Genomic DNA, 15,593 nt, shown 5'->3' with positions numbered 1-15,593 from the left:
GAGACGTGCGCAGGGTCTGCGAGCGGGGTCAGAACCAGTGCAGGCAGTGCGGGGAGCGGTCGGTGCGGAAGAGGGTGTCGGCGAGGGTGGCCGCGCCCGGGTGGTGGGCCTGGATGTGTCCGGCACGCACGAGCGTGCTCGGGGCGGTGCCGCCGAGGTAGATCGAGCCCAGGTCCCTGATGTCCAGGGACAGGTCGGCCTTTCGGCCCGTGGGGACGCAGTCGGCCTTGCCGTCCCGGACGGTCAGCAGATGGCGGCCGTGCTCGCCGAGGAACGGGTCGGCGACGTCGAGGACGAGTTCGCCGTCCGTGAACCAGCCGCGCGCGGTCAGAGCGGCTGGGACGTCCAGGATCCGCACCCAGAGCCAGTCCATCTGGCCGCTCACCTGGCCGGCGCGGAAGTCCGCGAGCTGCCAGCGCAGCGGGTGCTCGGGCGGGACGTGCTTGAACACGACCCGGGAGACCAGGTCGTGTCCGAGTACGAACCGGGCCAGGGCTGTGAAGACGGCGTCGTCGGTGGTGATGGTCTCGTCGACGGTGAGGGTGCCGGACTCGATCGCGTAGCTGGCGTACCCGTCCGGGACGCCCTCGGCGTCCCGGTGAACGGCGACGTAGCGTGGTGCCGGCGAGATCGGGGGCTGCCCCGCGCGCAGGGCCCACCAGCGGTGCGGCCGGGACAGTGCGCCGGGCTGGGCGCGGCGGTACCGGTCGTAGACCTCTTCCAGGATCTCGCCGCACTCGGCACGCCGCAGCACCTCGACCGAGCCGGCCGCCCGGGCCTCGGCCGCTCCGCGCGCCCGGGGGAGCGAGAGGGCGGCCCGGTGACGCTCCACCGTCAGCTGCCCCGTGTACGTCGCCGGTCCGTAGCCGAACCTGCCGTAGATGGTGGCCTCGGAGGACAGCAGCACGGAGAGGAACTCCCCGCCGGCGCGCAGCTCGGCGAGCTGATGCCGCATCATCGCGCCGAGCACGCCCTGGCGCCGGTGCGAGGGCAGGACGCCGACGGCGGTCACTCCGGGGGCCGGGACGAGGGTCTCACCGGGCAGGGTGAGCTCGAAGGAGTGCGTCGCGGCGGTGCCGACAGGCCGCCCGTCCGCCGTCAGGGCGAGCAGGCAGCGGTCTGTTTCGAGCGCCGACCACCAGAGCCCGCCGCCCTCGACCGGGGTCTCCGGGAAGCTCCCGAACGCGGCATGGACGGTGTCGACGAAGACGTCGAAGTCCTCATCGGTCGTGGAACGAATCTCCATCGGCGCCGCTGCCTCCTCGCAATACCGGCACCACAAGTCGTGGTGCCTGCGCCCAGTGCAGCGTCGACCTGTGGCCGGAGCAAGCGAATTACCCACCCGGCCCGCGGTGACCGACCTTCGGGCCCGCATCGACTCGCTGCATCATGTACGCATGATCACCATTCACCTGAAGTACGAGATCGACGCGGACAAGCTGGAGGACTTCGAGGAATACGGCCGTCGCTGGGTCCGGCTCGTCGACCGTTTCGGCGGAACTCACCACGGCTACTTCCTGCCGAGCGAGGGCGACAGCGACATCGCCTACGCCCTCTTCTCGTTTCCCAGCCTCGCCGCCTACGAGCAGTACCGCACGGACAGCGTGTCCGATCCGGAGTGCCAGGAGGCCTTCGAACTGGCTCGTCGCACGCGTTGCATCAGGCGGTACGAACGCCGTTTTCTCCGGCCGCTCGACGGCGTGTCCTAGGCGCGGGGGAGGGGTGAGGAAGGCAAACTCCCTGACGCACAGGGGGAGATCGCCGCTTCTGGAGGCCCCGGCTTCCAGTTGCGGCGTCGAAGTTGACAGAGGTCGGGCCTGGTTCCAGTATCGAAAGTAAAGGTGGATTGTCGGATTTACCCTGCTTCTTGGTCAAGGAAGCTGATCTTCGTCCCGGCCTTCCCTCTCTGGTCGGCGCCGTGCTCTTCGTCTTCCCCCGCGCATGCGCGCGCCCGCCGACTTCGGCTCCACATGTGAGACGGACAAAGCACCAAGGGAGACGACCATGAACGAGCCATCGGAACGCGCTGCGCAGCCACCACCCGGAAACCCGGCGATCCGCTTCGACGCGACCGTGCACCCAGGCGTCACCGCCCGTAGCCTCGGCGCCGTCGCCGACCTCGATCTGGACCGGATGCCCGATCCCGATGACGAGGTCCGCCTGCTCGTCACACCGGAGGAATGCCGGCGGCTGCTGGAAAGCGGCTACGAGGTCCACCTGCGCGCCCTGGTGCCGGTACGGCCCGTTCCCGCCGAGCTGGTGGAGACGGACGAGTCGGTGATGGCCTGGCTGGAGGAACGGGTCCAGGGCATCGAGCGGTCGGGGGGTGCGTGATGTACCGGACAGTCGCCCAGCTCGACTCGCTGACCTCGGCGCTCGCGAACTGGTTCCCCCAGCTGTGCACCCGGACAAGGCTGCCGGAACGCTCGGTGCAGGGGCGTGACGTGTTCGCCCTGCGCATGCGTTCCGGCAGTGGTACCGACCGGCGGGGCGTGCTCCTGGTCGGCGGCACCCATTCCCGTGAGCTGATGAACCCCGACGCACTGGTGGAACTCGCCGTCGACCTTGTCGTGAGCCGGCTGAACGGCACCGACATCGTCTACGGCGGCCGCACCTGGAGCGCCCAGGACGTCAAGCTCATCCTCGAGACCCTCGATGTGTGGATCGTGCCCTGCATCAACCCCGACGGCCGCCAGCACGTGCTCACGGTCGACGGCATGTGGCGCAAGAACCTGCGTGACAACCCGGGAACCGCCTGCGACGGCGTCGACCTCAACCGCAACGCGGCCATCCTCTGGGGCGTCACCGAGGGCCAGACCTCGTGCAGTCCCTGCAGCGACGTCTACGCCGGGCCCGGCGCCTTCTCGGAGCCGGAGACGCGCAACGTCAAGCATTTGCTGGACACCCAGACCATCCACACCTTCGCGGACGTGCACTCGTACTCGGAACTCGTCCTGTATCCGTGGGGCCACGCCTTCAACCAGAGCACCGACCCGGCGCGGCGCTTCACGACACTGCCGACGGGAACATGCGCGCCCATCGGCGTCCCCGGCTACCAGGAGTACATCACCGTCCGCGACCAGCAGCGCTTCGAGACGGTGGCGGGCCGGATCGTGGACGCGATCGCCGCGGTGCGCGGGCGGGCGTACACCCCGCAGACCGGGCGCGCGCTGTATGCCACCACCGGCACGCAGAGCGACTACGCGTACAGTCGGCACATCGCCAACCCCGCCCTGGGCAAGACGTACGGCTTCACCTTCGAGACCGGGCCGAGGGCGGCCACCATCGAGGACTCCTTCCACCCGGCGGACCCCACCCTCATCAAACGCGATGCCAAGTCGGGCCTCCTCGCCCTCGCCCAGCAGAGCATCTGCGCCTTCGATCTGATCGGTCTGAAACTGCTGGGGCGCCGCAACGAGGTGGACGAGCTGCGCACCGTCCGCGACGACGCACTGGCGAAGACCGAGGCCGGCCGCGAGTGGATCACCCTGATCGAACGGGTCGAACTCCCGCTCGCTCCCCTCCTGTTGAACGATGAGCGCCTGGCGGCCAAGGCGGCGAAGCTGCTCGCCCGCGCCGGTCAGCTCGTGACCGACGCCAAGGAGCAGGTCGGCGACGGTGAGATCGACCTGGGTCTCGACCTCGTCCGTGAACTCGACGCCAGGGGCGAGGCCGACGGTGAAGCACGCGCGGACCTCAAGGCCGTCAGCGCGCTGCTGGAGCGGCTGCGGGGACTGACGCCGGCCGAGGTCGTGGAGCACCTGACGAGCCGCGGCCCACACGACGGCTGACCGTCCCCGAACCGGCGCCGCGGCTTCGCCAGGAAGCCGCGACGCCACCGGCTGTTGCCGTCCGGGGCCAGGATCGCGTGCGGTGCCGTCAGCCGTTCAGCGGGGCGACGGTCACCTTGTCGATGTCGGGTGCGTATGCCGCGGAGTTGGCGAAGGTGATGGTGTTGACGCCGGCTTTGAGGGTCACCGGGACCGGCAGGTCCCAGAAGTTGGACCAGCTGTAGGAGTTGCGGAACATGACCTTCTGGGAGGTGTCGTTGACGGTGATGTCCGCGGCCCGGGAGACGACGTTGGTGTTGTAGTTCCCGGACCCGGCGGTCTCGTTGTTGGCGTAGCGCACGTTCATCACGTAGCGCCCTGCCGTGGGGGCGTTCACCTTGAAGGTGAGGGTGTTGGCGCTGCCCAGGCCGATGTGGCCGACGTACTTGTCGCCGGAGGCCCAGGAGTTGCCGGAGACCGACGCGGTGCCGGCGGGGGCGGCGTCCTCGGCCTCGTAGATCTCGGCGCCCGAGGTGCTGACCACGCCGGTGACGCGCAGGTCGCGCAGGGTGAGACGGCCGTTGCCGGGGACGGCGGCGGTGACGCGGTTGTTGCCCGCCGACAGGTACAGCCGCAGGGTCTTGTCGGTCACGCGGCCCCGGGTGGAGGGGAGGACGGCGGCGTCGGCGCCGTCCATGCTCAGGGTGGCGTTGCCGGTGGCGGCGTAGTGGGCGTGCACGGTGTAGTAGCCGTCGGCCGGGGCGTAGACGTCGAAGGCGGCCTTGTCGCTGCGGTCCAGCACCAGGGCGCCGGCGCCGCTGATGCCGGAGGCGCTGTAGTCGTACGACGGGGAGCCGCTGATGTCGGCGTAGGCCGCGGGGTAGACGGCGTCCGGGGTCCTGGACGCGGTGAGGTCGATCTTGTCGAGGGTGACCTCGTTCGTGCCCTTGGACAGGGTCAGGGTGTGCGTGCCGGCCGTCAGGGACACGGGCGTGCTCGCCTTGGCGCGGTAGGTCCAGTTCAGGGTGGACCCGTAGGTGAGGGTCTGCGGCGTGCCGCCGTCGACCGTGAGGGTCTGAGTGGCGGGCCCGCCGGACTGGTTGCCGTAGAAGACGTCCAGGTCGTATGTGCCGGTCTTCGGGACGTCGACGGTGAAGGCGACCTTGCTGTCGGACTGGTTCAGGCTGCCGACGTCCTTGGTGCCCGAGGTGGCGAAGCCGTAGGGGTTGGTCACCGAGCCCTGGGAGTAGACCGTGCCGCCGGTGATCGTGGCGTTCTCCGCCTCGTACGACGTGGACCACGGCAGGCTCGCCGCGGTGGGCGAGCCGCTGCCGGCCGGGTTGACGGTGACGCGGTAGGCCGACATGGCGTCCAGGCCGGTCAGCGGCACGTCGATGCTGCCGTTCTTGGCGACCCTGGTGGTGGTGCGGGACACCACGCTGGGCGCGGCGGCGCCCTCGTAGCCGCTCCAGCCGATGCGCTCGACGGTGACGTTGACCTTCTTGCCGAAGCGCGCGGGGACGTTGCGGATCACGGTGTTCACGTCGTCGGAGGTGCCGCCGAGCAGTACCTGGGCCTGCTTGCGGCCGGTGTCCAGTGAGGCGATGCCCTGGACGGTGTCGATGGTGTTGGGCTGCGGCGGGTCCAGCTGGACGGTCTTGCCGGTCAGGCCCGCGTACCAGCGCAGCAGCCACCAGGTGCCGTTGGGGATGTTGGTCTGGGCGGCGTTGTCGTTGAGGTTTCCGGCGATGTTCCAGTACGCCTGATCGGCGTAGACCTTGTTGCGCTCGAACATCGACATCCACTGGACCATCTGTCCGGGCACGGACTGGTCACGCCGGTTGCCGTACTCGTTGATGCTCACCGGTCGCTCGCTGATCCGGGCCTTCTTCTCGATGGCCCGGTAGTCGGCGAGGTGGGACTCGAAGTCCTTGAGGGAGTCCGGGCCCAGTTCGTGCCAGGTCGTGATGTCCGGGAGCACCCCGTTGGCCTTGGCCCAGGGGTAGAAGTCGCCCATGAGCTTGGCGTCGTAGTGGGTCTCGTTGGGGCCGGCTATCCGGGCGTCGGGGATGATCGAGCGGATCTTTTTGTAGACGGTGGTCCAGTCGCTCTGGAACTCGCTCAGCGCGCTCGTGTACTTGGCGCTGTCGGAACTTCCCAGATCCGGATACCAGTTGCCGTTGGGCTCGTTGAAGGGCACCCACACGAAATCGTCCGCGTCGGGGCGTGCCGCGACCTTGCGGACCATGGTGTCGACCTTGGTGAGGTAGTCGCTCAGGCCGAGGTTCTCGTACGGCCACTGCGCGTAGACGTCCTGCATGTAGATGTGGACCTCGCCGCCGCCGTTGCGGTCGTAGCCCTTCTTGATCGCGAGAGCGTCGCCGTTGGGGTGCTGAGCGCCGTCGGGCGCCTTCTGGATGACGGTGGTCATGTGCAGCGGTGCGACCAGCTCGTCACCGGGGACGCCGTCGTCACTGAGCCCGTACAGCGTTCCGTTGGCTCCGTGCATCACGTCGCCGGTGGTTCTGCCCAGGTCGACGGTGACCTGCGCGGTGGCCGCCTGGGCGGACGGAATGGTCACGGCTGTGCCGATCAGCGCGGCGGTGAAGGCGATCGCCCCCATGAGGCGCGCGGTGTGGCGTGATCCGTGCTCGGTTCGCGGCATGTGTGTGTCCTCCGCCTCCCGCGGCGTTGCGGGGGATCGTGAGCGGGCCCGGGAGCCCGGGTGGCCCGGGTGTGGGGGCCGGGGCGTGCGGGGAGTCACGCCCCGGTGGTCAGGGGAGTGGGGCTACTTGACGGCGCCGCTGGTGATGCCGGCGACGATCCGGCGCTGGGCGATGACGAAGACCGCCACCATCGGCAGGCTCATCATCACGACGTAGGCGAAGACGAGGTGCCAGTTGTTCAGGTACAGCTGGGCGTTGGCGACCTGGTAGAGGTTCAGGGGGAGCGTGGCCTTGTCGCCGCCGCCCAGCACGAAGAAGGCGTAGAAGATGTCGCTCCAGGCGAAGAGCATCACCATGATCGTCGCGGTGGCGATGACCGGGCGCAGCAGCGGCAGGATCACCTGGAAGAAGACCCGGGCCGGGCTCGCGCCGTCCATGCGCGCGGCCTCCTCCAGTTCCTCCGGGAGGTTTCGGATGAAGCCGGTCATGAAGAAGATCGACGTGGAGAGGTACATCCCCGTGTAGACGGCGATCATGCCGAGCTGGGTGCCCGCCAGGCCGAGTTGGCGCAGCTCCATGACGATGGTGATGACGGCGGGCGGGAGCAGCAGGCCGCTGATGCTCAGCGCGTACAGCGTCCCGACCAGGCGCCCCTTGCGGCGGGCGAAGACCCATGCGGCGCCGGCGCCCAGCAGCAGGACGAGGACGACGGAGGGGACGACGACCAGCAGGCTGTTGACGAATCCCTGGACGATCTTGCCCTCGTCGAAGGTCTGTCGGTAGTTCTCGGCGGCCTGCATGTGCTGCGGCAGCGAGAGGTTGGGCTTGATCGCCTCGGCCTGCGGCTTCACGGAGGTCACCGCGACCAGCCAGAGCGGAATGCCGATGGTGACGGCCGCGACGACCAGGGTGACGAAGGGCTGGACCCACCGCACGGGGCGTCGGTGTACGGGGGCGGGCGCGGGCATGGTGGTCACTGGTTGCTCTCCCTGCGCCGCAGGCCGACGATGACGGGTACGGCGAGGACGACGACGATGAGGAAGAGGACCAGGCTCATCGCGGACGCCTGGGCGTACAGACCCTGGCCGAAGATGCGGAACATGTAGATGTTGAACACCTCGGTCTCGCTGCCGGGGCCGCCCGCGGTGGTGGCCTGGACGATGTCGAAGGTGTTCATGGAGCCGATCAGCGCGGTGGTCACGTTGAACGTCACCGCGGGCGCCAGCAGCGGGAACCGGATCGACCAGAAGGTGCGCCAGGCGCCGGCCCCGTCGATGCGGGCGGCCTCCAGCACGTCGTCGGGCATGCTCTTCAGGCCCGCCAGATAGATGAGCATGGCCAGGCCCATCCACTTCCAGCCGTGGATGAGGGTCACCACGACCAGGGTCCACGTGGTCGATCCCAGCCAGGGGGTGTCGACCTGGTGTCCCATGAGGGAGGACAGCACGCCGTTGAGCGCCCCGTCCTGCTCCAGCAGGGCCTTGAAGATGTAGCCGACGGCCAGGGCCGAGATCAGCACGGGCAGGAAGAAGACCGCGCGGAAGAAGCGGTTGAAACGGGTGTCCCGCTCCAGCAGGAGGGCGAGGCCGAGACCGAAGCCGTTCTGGAAGAGGGCCACGAGGACCGCGTACACCAGGGTGATGCGGATGTCCCGGAGCATCGATCCGTCGTCGAGGATGGTCTTGAGGTTGTCCAGGCCCACGAAGCTGATCTGCGGGTGGAACGCCGACCAGTCGGTGAACGGATAGACGAAGTTCAGCAGGTTCGGCAGCAGGAAGAACACGCCGAACACGGCGAGCGCGGGAAGCGCGAACCACCACGGCTGGTTGGCCTTCCTCCGGGTGCTCTCGCGCCGGCCGCGACGGGGCGGGCCGCTCCGGTCCTTCGCACGCGTGGGCTCGATGGCGCCCCTGGCGGCGGTGTCCACCACTTTCCTACCTCCGGTTACGGGGCCCCGGGCGCGCCGCCGACGGGCGGCCCGGGGAACGGGCTGGCGAAGGGGCGCCGGTCAGAAGCCGGAGACACCGCGCGCCTTGAGGACCTGCTGGAACTGGTCCTGGGCGGCCTGGGCGACCTGCTTGGGGGTCTTCTTGCCGTAGATCATGTCGGCGAGGGCGAGGTGCATGTCGGGCGCGGTGAGTGCCTTGACCTGGAAGACGCCGGTGGCGGTGGAGAGCGCCTCGGCCTGGGCGATCGCGGTCTGCGGCAGACCGTCGGGGTTGGGCACCGACGGCTGCACCGACACGAGCTTGTTCGCCTTGATGTAGTCCGGGTAGTCCTGGCCGAGCCAGTAGGACAGGAACTGCCGGGCGGCGTTCTGGCGCTTGGTGTCGCCGGTCTTGAAGGCGACGACGCCGTTGGTCTGGTCGGGCGAGTACTCGGCGCCGGCGGCGCTGTTGGCGATGGGGAACCAGCCCAGCTTCTTGTCCATCTCCTCCGTGCTGGAGGTGGCCTGTATCTGGGACTGCAGCGAGGTGACGTTGAGGGCCATCGCGGCGCTGCCGTCCATGATCGCCTTGCCCTGGTCGACGAACGTGGCGGTCTTGTAGTTCTTCTGTGCCAGGCCGCCGTCGAGGACCTTCGTCTTGTACTTGGTGATGGCGTCGACGACGGCCTTGTCGGTCCAGCTGTCCTTGTTCTTGTTGAGGTTGTCCCAGAACGTCTGGGGCAGGTCCGTCATCTGCACCTGGACCTGCCACTGCAGGGGCCACTTGTCGCCGCCGACCTCGAAGAACGGGGCGGTGCCCGTCTTGGACTTGATGGTCCGGGCGGTGGCGAGGAGGTCGTCGTAGCTCTTGGGCATCGAGGTGATGCCGGCCTTCTCGAAGACGTCCTTGTTGTAGTAGACGCCGAGGACCGCGGGGCTGGTGACGATGGCCGCGTAGCGGTGGCCGTCGACCTGGCCGAGGCCCTTCTCCGTCTTGCCGAGCTTGGAGACCCAGTCCTCGTTGTCGAGCTGGAGCAGGTTCTGCTGCGGCTGGATGAACGGCAGCGTGCTGCCCGTGGGCTGCCAGAACATCAGGTCCGGCTTGACGCCCGAGGCGAGCTTGGTCGGGACGTTCGACTCGTAGGGGTCGGGGATCACCTCGGTGTTGATCTTGGCGCCGGTGGCCTTCTCGAACGCCTCGATGGCCTGCTTGGGCTGTCCGACGCTGTTCTGGGCCGTCCACATGGTGAGTTCGACGCCCTTGAGGTTCGCGGTGGGGTCGACCGTTCCCTCGGGTGCGGCGCCGGTGCCGCCGGCGGTGCTGTCGCTGCAGGCGGTGGCGGTCAGCCCGAGCAGACAGGCGGTGACAAGGACGGAGACGGCTCTTCTCATGGCGAGATCCTTGGTCGAGAGGGGAGGGAGGCGGAGCGGTGCTGCCCGGGCGGGGGAAGGCTGCGGGGCGGCGACCTGGGCAGACGGCGAGCGAGAGCTTCCGTGCGGGTTACGCCTGTCGGGAACCCGCACTCTCCCGGAGGACGAGGGCGGGTTCGGCCGGCACCGGCGCGGGCGCCTGCTGTTCCGTGTCGAGCTGGGTGCGCAGCAGCCCGAAGGCGGCGCGGCCCAGCCCCTGGAAGTCCATGCGGACCGTGGTGAGGGACGGGGTGACGAACGCGGAGTGCGGGGCGTCGTCGAATCCGATGACGCTGACGTCCTCGGGAACCCGCCGGCCTGCGTGGTGCAGGGCCCGCAGGACACCGAGCGCCAGGTCGTCGTTGCCGCACAGGATCGCGGTGACGTCCCGGTTCCGGGCGAGCTTCTTCCCGGCCTCGTATCCGGCCTGGGAGTCCCACCCCTTGCCGGACGGCTCGGGAGCGGTGACGCCGGCCGCTTCCAGGGCCTGGCGCCAGCCTTCTGCGCGCGGCCCCTCCGAGCCCTGGGTCCCGGTCGAGGTGGGAATCGCCACGTAGTGCACGGTGTCGTGCCCGAGCGCGAGGAGGTGCTCGGTGGCGGCACGGGCCGCCTCGCGGTCGTCGGCCCACACGGCGGGAAGTCCGGGTGACTGGCCCTGCGGCGGTGCTTCCACCACCGCCGCGCACGGCATGTGGGCCGGTACCCGCTCCAGGGCCGCTGCGCCGAGCCGGTCGAAGCCGATGACCACCAGTCCGCCACCGGCGTCGGCGGCCGAGGCGATCGTGCGGTCCAGGTCGTCCTCCGGGGTCAGGACCCGCACGCCGAGGGTGTAGCCCGCGGCGCGGGACGCCTCCTCCAGTCCCTGCAGGGTCGCTGCGTAGCCGTAGAGGAGCGTGTTCGAGGTGAGGACCGTGACCGACCGGGTCACGCCGCTGGCCAGCGCGAACGCGGTGGCGTTGCGCCGGAAGCCCAGGGCGGTGATGGCTTCCTGCACTCGTCGGCGCGTCTCCTCGCGGACGTTCGGGTGGCCGTTGATGACCCTCGAAACGGTCTGGTAGGAGACGCCCGCCGTCTTGGCGACATCGCGAATGCTGGCAGCTTTCTGCTGCCCCTGCGGGGGGTCGGCGGGGCCGCCCGACCTTGTGTGACCGGTCACAGACATGCGAGGATTGTGAGCGGTCACAACGTGGGCGTCAAGAGACCGTAACCGGGGGGTTATCACCCCGGTACATTCGGCGGCGCGGCCCATCCTCACCGCCCCGAGGGTGAATTCGCAGATCAGCTCCACGAGCACCAACCGCAGGACCGAACCATCCCGGAAGGGGAATCGCGTTGACCGCTGCCGTCGAAGCTGCCGAGGTGTCCCGGGTCTGGTCGCATCCGGAACTCGGCCTGCACGCCGTCATGGACGCCACCGGCGCGGTGCGACTGGGCAGACCCGGCCAGGACTGGGCCTGCCTGGTCCCCCTGGTCGAGGTCACCGCCACCGGCCACGGACGCATGTGGTCGGGAGAACGCTTCATCGAGACGGCCATCGGCGACCGCCTGAGCTACCTGAGCCATGAGACGGTCCAGGACGGCGGCCAGGAGCGTACGACGATCCGGCTGGCGGACTCCACGACCGGTCTGGCCGCCGACGTCACCCTGGAGGCACGGCCGGGCAGCGGTTTCCTGCGGGCCCGGGTGCGCCTGGCCAACGAGGGCGGCACAGCGCTCCGGCTGGAGAGCGTCTCCACCCTGACCCTCGGCGGCATCGTCGACGCGGACGACGGTCTCGACGACCTGACCCTGCACTGGGCGGACAACGACTGGCTCGCCGAATGCCGGTGGCGCCAGGACGCCTTCCGTAAGCGGGTGGTCCCGCTGAGCCGGTCCGTCCACGGCCACGAAGGCCGGGGCTGCTTCGAGCGGTACTCGCAGGGAAGCTGGTCCACCGGCCGCCACCTTCCCGTGGCCGGCCTCACCGACAGCGAAGGCCGCGCCTGGCTGTGGCAGATCGAGTCCAGCGCAGGCTGGCGCTTCGAGACCGGCGAGCGCGAAGGCGCCGCCTACGTGGCACTGTTCGGCCCCGACGACGCCCACCACCAGTGGCACCACACGCTGGCCCCCGGCGGGGAGTTCCACACCGTCCCGGCCGTCCTGGTCCACACGGAGAGCGGCGGGCTGGACGCGGCCTTCGGTGAACTGACCGACTACCGCCGCAGCATCCGCCGCGATCACCCCGACCGCCGCGCGCTGCCGGTGATCTACAACGACTACATGAACACCCTGATGGGCGACCCCACCACGGAACGGCTCCTGCCGCTGATCGAGGCGGCGGGCGCGGCCGGTGCCGAGGTGTTCGTGATCGACGCGGGCTGGTACGACGACGACGCCCAGGGCTGGTGGGACGCCGTCGGCGCCTGGGAGCCCGCTGCCCGTCGCTTCCCGGGCGGTCTGCCGGAGGTCCTGGACGCCATCAGAGCGCACGGGATGACCCCGGGACTCTGGCTCGAACCCGAAGTCGTCGGCGTACGCAGCCCCCTGGCCCGCACCCTGCCGCCCGAGGCATTCTTCCGGCGCGGCGGACTGCGCGTCACCGAACACGGGCGCCACCACCTGGACCTGCGTCACCCGGCCGCCCGCGCCCACCTCGACGAGGTAGTGGACCGGCTGGTCGGCGAGTGGGGCGTCGGCTACCTGAAGCTCGACTACAACATCAACATCGGCCCCGGCACGGAGAACGGCTCCGAGAGCCCGGGTTCCGGTCTGCTCGGGCATCACCGCGCCCACCTCGACTGGATGGCCTCACTCCTCGACCGGCATCCCGATCTCGTCCTGGAGAACTGCGGGTCGGGCGGCCTGCGCATGGACTACGCGCAGTTGGCCGTGGCCCAGCTGCAGTCCACCAGCGACCAGCAGGACCTCCTGCGCTACCCGCCCATCGCCGCCGCGGCAGCCACCGCCGCGACGCCGGAGCAGGCCGCGGTCTGGGCCTACCCCCAGCCGGACCACACCCTCGACGAGATCGCCTTCACCCTCACCGGGGCGCTGCTCGGCCGCGTCCACCTCTCCGGCTTCATCAATCTGATGAGCGAGGAGCAGGCCGGCCTCGTCCGCTCGGCGATCTCCGTCTACAAGGAGCTCCGGCCGGAGCTCGGCGGCACGCGTCCGTTCTGGCCTCTGGGCCTTCCCGACTGGGATGACGCATGGCTGGCCCACGGACTCCGAGGTCGAGACGCCACGTTCCTCACGGTCTGGCGAAGGGCACCGGGCGACATCGCAACACCCGACCCGTCCGCCGACACCGACCGCACCCTCACCGTCCCGCATCTGCGAGGCGTTCACGTGCAGCCCACGGTGCTGTACCCCACGACAGCCGACGCCGCCGTGAAGTGGGACGCGGACGCGGGGCAGCTCACTGTCTCGCTGCCGCGGGAGAACACCGCCGTGCTCCTCCGGTTGAGCCCGGCCGTGGTGGACGCGTCGCGATGACGCCCACGGAGGCTGCCGCCCGCTCGTGCCGTCGAGAGGCACGTGCCGAGGTCCTTACGCCACGCCGCTCAGCGTGTCCGCGAACCGGCGGCGGGAGGCGCGGGCGGCCGGCAGCACCGCCAGCGCCAGCGCGCCCAGTACCGCCGCCGCGCCGAACGCCGACAGCATGACGGGGGAGGGGCCGTGCGCGATCCCGGCCCCGATCCCGCTCGATCGGCCCTGGGCGTCGATCAACCAGTGTGCGAGGGGGATCCCCACCACCATGGCGACCACCACCGAGGCGAGCGCGGTGCAGCCGGTGGCCGTGACGGTGATCGCGGTGATCTGCCGGGGCGACAGTCCGATCGCCTTCAGCGCGAGCAGGTCCCGTTCGCCCTCGCGCACACTGCCGCCGATCGCGGTCAGCAGATCGACGAGTCCGATGAGGGCGAGGACGCCGAGCAGACCGACCACGACGGCGCGCAGCGGCGGCAGGCCGTCGGCGGGGTTCGCCACGACATGCACGTCCAGCTGTCCGCGACCGGCCGAGGCGGCCAGGTCGGTGGCGGCCTGGTGCGGCTCCGCACCGGCCCGCAGCCGGAGCTGGTACAGCATCGGCCTGAGCGTCGGGTCGTTCTCCTGAAGGGTGTCGAGCGAGGTGGAGATGACCCGGCCGGCGTTCTCGGGTTCGATGCTGCGGCCCACGATGTGCAGGATCTGGGGTCGGCCGGACACGGTCATGCGCACCCAGTCGCCGACGTGTACGTCCAGCAGATCCAGCAGCCCCTGCCCCGCGACCGCCTCGTCAAAACCGTGGGCGAGACGTCCCTCGGCCAGCGTGTAGGGGTACGGATCCTCACGGGTGCCGAGGCCGCGCAGGGCGATCGTGGCCGTCTGGCCCGGCACCAGGGCCGCCACCTCGACGCCCGGATAGACGGCGGCTATCTCGGGGCTGCGGGCGAGGATCGTGCGAGTGGCCGGGTCGCTCAATGCGTCGTCGGCGCGGACGGTGAGGGCGGCCGCCAGCCCCATCTGCTCCGGTCTGCTGTGGAAGCGGTCGATGGTCGTCCACGCGCTCATCGCCACCACGATCAGCAGCAGCGGCAGGGCGAGACGGGCGATCGTGGCCAGTGAGCGCGTGCGGCGCGTGAACGCCTTGTGCCAGCCGAGGACCAGCGCGGGCGGCAGCCGCAGGCCGAGGGCGCGGCGCGCGGGGCCCGACAGGCGTCCGGCGGCCGGTGCGGCGGTCCGCGGTACCGGGACCGGCGGCACCCGTCCTGCCCGCCAGGCCGCGAGCCCGGTGGTCGCCGCGATGAAGAGCACCACGCCCACCGGCACCGCGGCCAGTGTCACGGCATGCCCCGGGAGCCCCTGCCACACGGCGACCGCGTCCCCGAGGCGCCCGGGCATCCGGCTGCCCAGCGCCTGCGTGAGCGTCGCCGCGGCCACGGCACCCAGCAGTGCGTACGCGAGGTGCTGGAGCAGGAAGACACGGACCACCTGGCCCGGTGTGAAACCGATCGCCTTGAGGACCGAGATGTCCCGCAGATGGCCGCGGATGCGGGTGCCGATGGCGCCGTGCACGGCGAGACCGGCGGCGACCAGCGCACCGAGGCCGAACAGGCCCAGTATCTGGCCGAGCAGCCGGTCGTCGCCCTGGGCCTCGGACTGGGCCTGGCGCCAGGTGGAGACCTCGCCGACGGCACCGGCGCCGAGCACGGTGACGGCGCGCTGGACGGCGTAGTCGGTGTCCTCGGGGTCGGTCAGGCGCAGTCCGATCACCTCGCCGCCGGAGCCGGCGCGCGGTACGGCGGACGGCAGCGCCCAGACCACCCCCGACCGTTCGCCTCGGCGGTACTGCGGCTCGGCACTGTCGGCGATGCCCAGGACGGTCAGCGGGCCGGTCCCGCCGGGCAGTGTCAGTGCGTCCCCCGGCTCGGCCAGCAGCGCCCGCGCGAGGCTCTTCTCCAGTACCACGCCGTCGGGTGTCGCCGGGTCCAGCCAGCGGCCCGAGGTGAGCAACGGGCGGCCGATCGCGGGCTGTTCGGTCGTGCCGCGCAGTTCGACGGAGGCGCGGGAGCCACGGGAGGTGACGGTGGCGGAAGCCGTGGGGTAGGGACCCGCGACGGCCTCGACGCCGTCCAGCCGGGCGAGGTCGGACACCTTGGCGGAGGGCTCCGTGTGGATCCACACGTGTGCGCCCCGGGACTGCGTGAAGACCCGCTGCCAAGGGTTGGTCGCATAACCGAAGAGCGCCGCCGCCAGCAGCAGGGAGGTGACGATGCCGACAGTGGCGAGCACCAGGAACAGCGCCTCGCCGCGATGCGTCCGCAGGTCCGAGTGCGCCCAGCGCAAGGTGGCTCGCAT

At 70.3% G+C, this 15,593-nt stretch carries 11 protein-coding genes; 4 read left to right on the top strand and 7 right to left on the bottom strand.

The genetic code is table 11. The features are described 5' to 3' along the window. Nucleotides 1-28 precede the first annotated feature (28 nt). Nucleotides 29-1,246 (bottom strand): GNAT family N-acetyltransferase, encoded by a 1,218-nt coding sequence (locus ACIOHP_RS31255; protein ID WP_401892723.1) that lies wholly within the window; start codon nt 1,244-1,246, stop codon nt 29-31. Nucleotides 1,247-1,397: 151 nt separating this feature from the next. Between ACIOHP_RS31255 and ACIOHP_RS31250 the strand changes: the two genes are divergently transcribed. The 3 genes from ACIOHP_RS31250 to ACIOHP_RS31240 all read left to right on the top strand — a co-directional run bounded on the left by ACIOHP_RS31250 (nt 1,398) and on the right by ACIOHP_RS31240 (nt 3,791). Continuing rightward, entirely contained in the window at nt 1,398-1,709 is a 312-nt protein-coding gene (locus ACIOHP_RS31250) for an NIPSNAP family protein (RefSeq protein ID WP_361485760.1), read from the top strand. A gap of 295 nt (nt 1,710-2,004) precedes the next feature. Continuing rightward, nucleotides 2,005-2,334 (top strand): hypothetical protein, encoded by a 330-nt coding sequence (locus ACIOHP_RS31245; protein ID WP_361485762.1) that lies wholly within the window; start codon nt 2,005-2,007, stop codon nt 2,332-2,334. Beyond that, nucleotides 2,334-3,791 (top strand): M14 family zinc carboxypeptidase, encoded by a 1,458-nt coding sequence (locus ACIOHP_RS31240; protein ID WP_401892719.1) that lies wholly within the window; start codon nt 2,334-2,336, stop codon nt 3,789-3,791. The genes ACIOHP_RS31245 and ACIOHP_RS31240 overlap by 1 nt, the downstream gene beginning before the upstream one ends. Before the next feature lie 88 nt (nt 3,792-3,879). Here the strand turns inward: ACIOHP_RS31240 and ACIOHP_RS31235 are convergent, their stop codons facing one another. The 5 genes from ACIOHP_RS31235 to ACIOHP_RS31215 form a co-directional block, all read right to left on the bottom strand. Further along, nucleotides 3,880-6,435 (bottom strand): CBM35 domain-containing protein, encoded by a 2,556-nt coding sequence (locus ACIOHP_RS31235; protein ID WP_401892717.1) that lies wholly within the window; start codon nt 6,433-6,435, stop codon nt 3,880-3,882. A 123-nt stretch (nt 6,436-6,558) separates the two neighbouring features. Further along, entirely contained in the window at nt 6,559-7,413 is an 855-nt protein-coding gene (locus ACIOHP_RS31230) for a carbohydrate ABC transporter permease (protein ID WP_401892715.1), read from the bottom strand. After that, nucleotides 7,410-8,366 (bottom strand): carbohydrate ABC transporter permease, encoded by a 957-nt coding sequence (locus tag ACIOHP_RS31225; RefSeq protein WP_401892713.1) that lies wholly within the window; start codon nt 8,364-8,366, stop codon nt 7,410-7,412. Before ACIOHP_RS31225 ends, ACIOHP_RS31230 begins: the two co-directional genes overlap by 4 nt. Before the next feature lie 78 nt (nt 8,367-8,444). Next, a complete protein-coding gene (locus ACIOHP_RS31220; protein ID WP_401892710.1) occupies nt 8,445-9,755 on the bottom strand; it encodes an ABC transporter substrate-binding protein in 1,311 nt (436 codons plus the stop codon). 109 nt (nt 9,756-9,864) lie between these two features. Then, on the bottom strand, nt 9,865-10,935 hold the full coding sequence (locus tag ACIOHP_RS31215; RefSeq protein ID WP_401892708.1) for a LacI family DNA-binding transcriptional regulator: 1,071 nt from the start codon (nt 10,933-10,935) through the stop codon (nt 9,865-9,867). A 242-nt stretch (nt 10,936-11,177) separates the two neighbouring features. On the opposite strand from ACIOHP_RS31215, the gene ACIOHP_RS31210 reads away from it, so the two are divergent. Continuing rightward, on the top strand, nt 11,178-13,247 hold the full coding sequence (locus ACIOHP_RS31210; protein ID WP_401892936.1) for an alpha-galactosidase: 2,070 nt from the start codon (nt 11,178-11,180) through the stop codon (nt 13,245-13,247). Nucleotides 13,248-13,301: 54 nt separating this feature from the next. On the opposite strand, the gene ACIOHP_RS31205 is transcribed toward ACIOHP_RS31210, so the two are convergent. Then, nucleotides 13,302-15,593 (bottom strand): FtsX-like permease family protein, encoded by a 2,292-nt coding sequence (locus tag ACIOHP_RS31205; RefSeq protein WP_401892705.1) that lies wholly within the window; start codon nt 15,591-15,593, stop codon nt 13,302-13,304.

It is taken from the genome of Streptomyces sp. NPDC087859, from assembly GCF_044742595.1.
Taxonomy (GTDB): Bacteria; Actinomycetota; Actinomycetes; order Streptomycetales; family Streptomycetaceae; genus Streptomyces; species Streptomyces canus_F.
This window is presented reverse-complemented; position numbering and strand designations above follow the sequence as displayed.

Excerpts from the sequence above, each read along its gene's own strand:
- ACIOHP_RS31255 (WP_401892723.1), bottom strand. The coding sequence starts at position 1,246 with ATGGAGATTCGTTCCACGACCGATGAGGACTTCGACGTCTTCGTCGAC.
- ACIOHP_RS31250 (WP_361485760.1), top strand. The coding sequence starts at position 1,398 with ATGATCACCATTCACCTGAAGTACGAGATCGACGCGGACAAGCTGGAG.
- ACIOHP_RS31245 (WP_361485762.1), top strand. The coding sequence starts at position 2,005 with ATGAACGAGCCATCGGAACGCGCTGCGCAGCCACCACCCGGAAACCCG.
- ACIOHP_RS31240 (WP_401892719.1), top strand. The coding sequence starts at position 2,334 with ATGTACCGGACAGTCGCCCAGCTCGACTCGCTGACCTCGGCGCTCGCG.
- ACIOHP_RS31235 (WP_401892717.1), bottom strand. The coding sequence starts at position 6,435 with ATGCCGCGAACCGAGCACGGATCACGCCACACCGCGCGCCTCATGGGG.
- ACIOHP_RS31220 (WP_401892710.1), bottom strand. The coding sequence starts at position 9,755 with ATGAGAAGAGCCGTCTCCGTCCTTGTCACCGCCTGTCTGCTCGGGCTG.
- ACIOHP_RS31215 (WP_401892708.1), bottom strand. The coding sequence starts at position 10,935 with ATGTCTGTGACCGGTCACACAAGGTCGGGCGGCCCCGCCGACCCCCCG.
- ACIOHP_RS31210 (WP_401892936.1), top strand. The coding sequence starts at position 11,178 with ATGGACGCCACCGGCGCGGTGCGACTGGGCAGACCCGGCCAGGACTGG.
- ACIOHP_RS31205 (WP_401892705.1), bottom strand. The coding sequence starts at position 15,593 with ATGCGAGCCACCTTGCGCTGGGCGCACTCGGACCTGCGGACGCATCGC.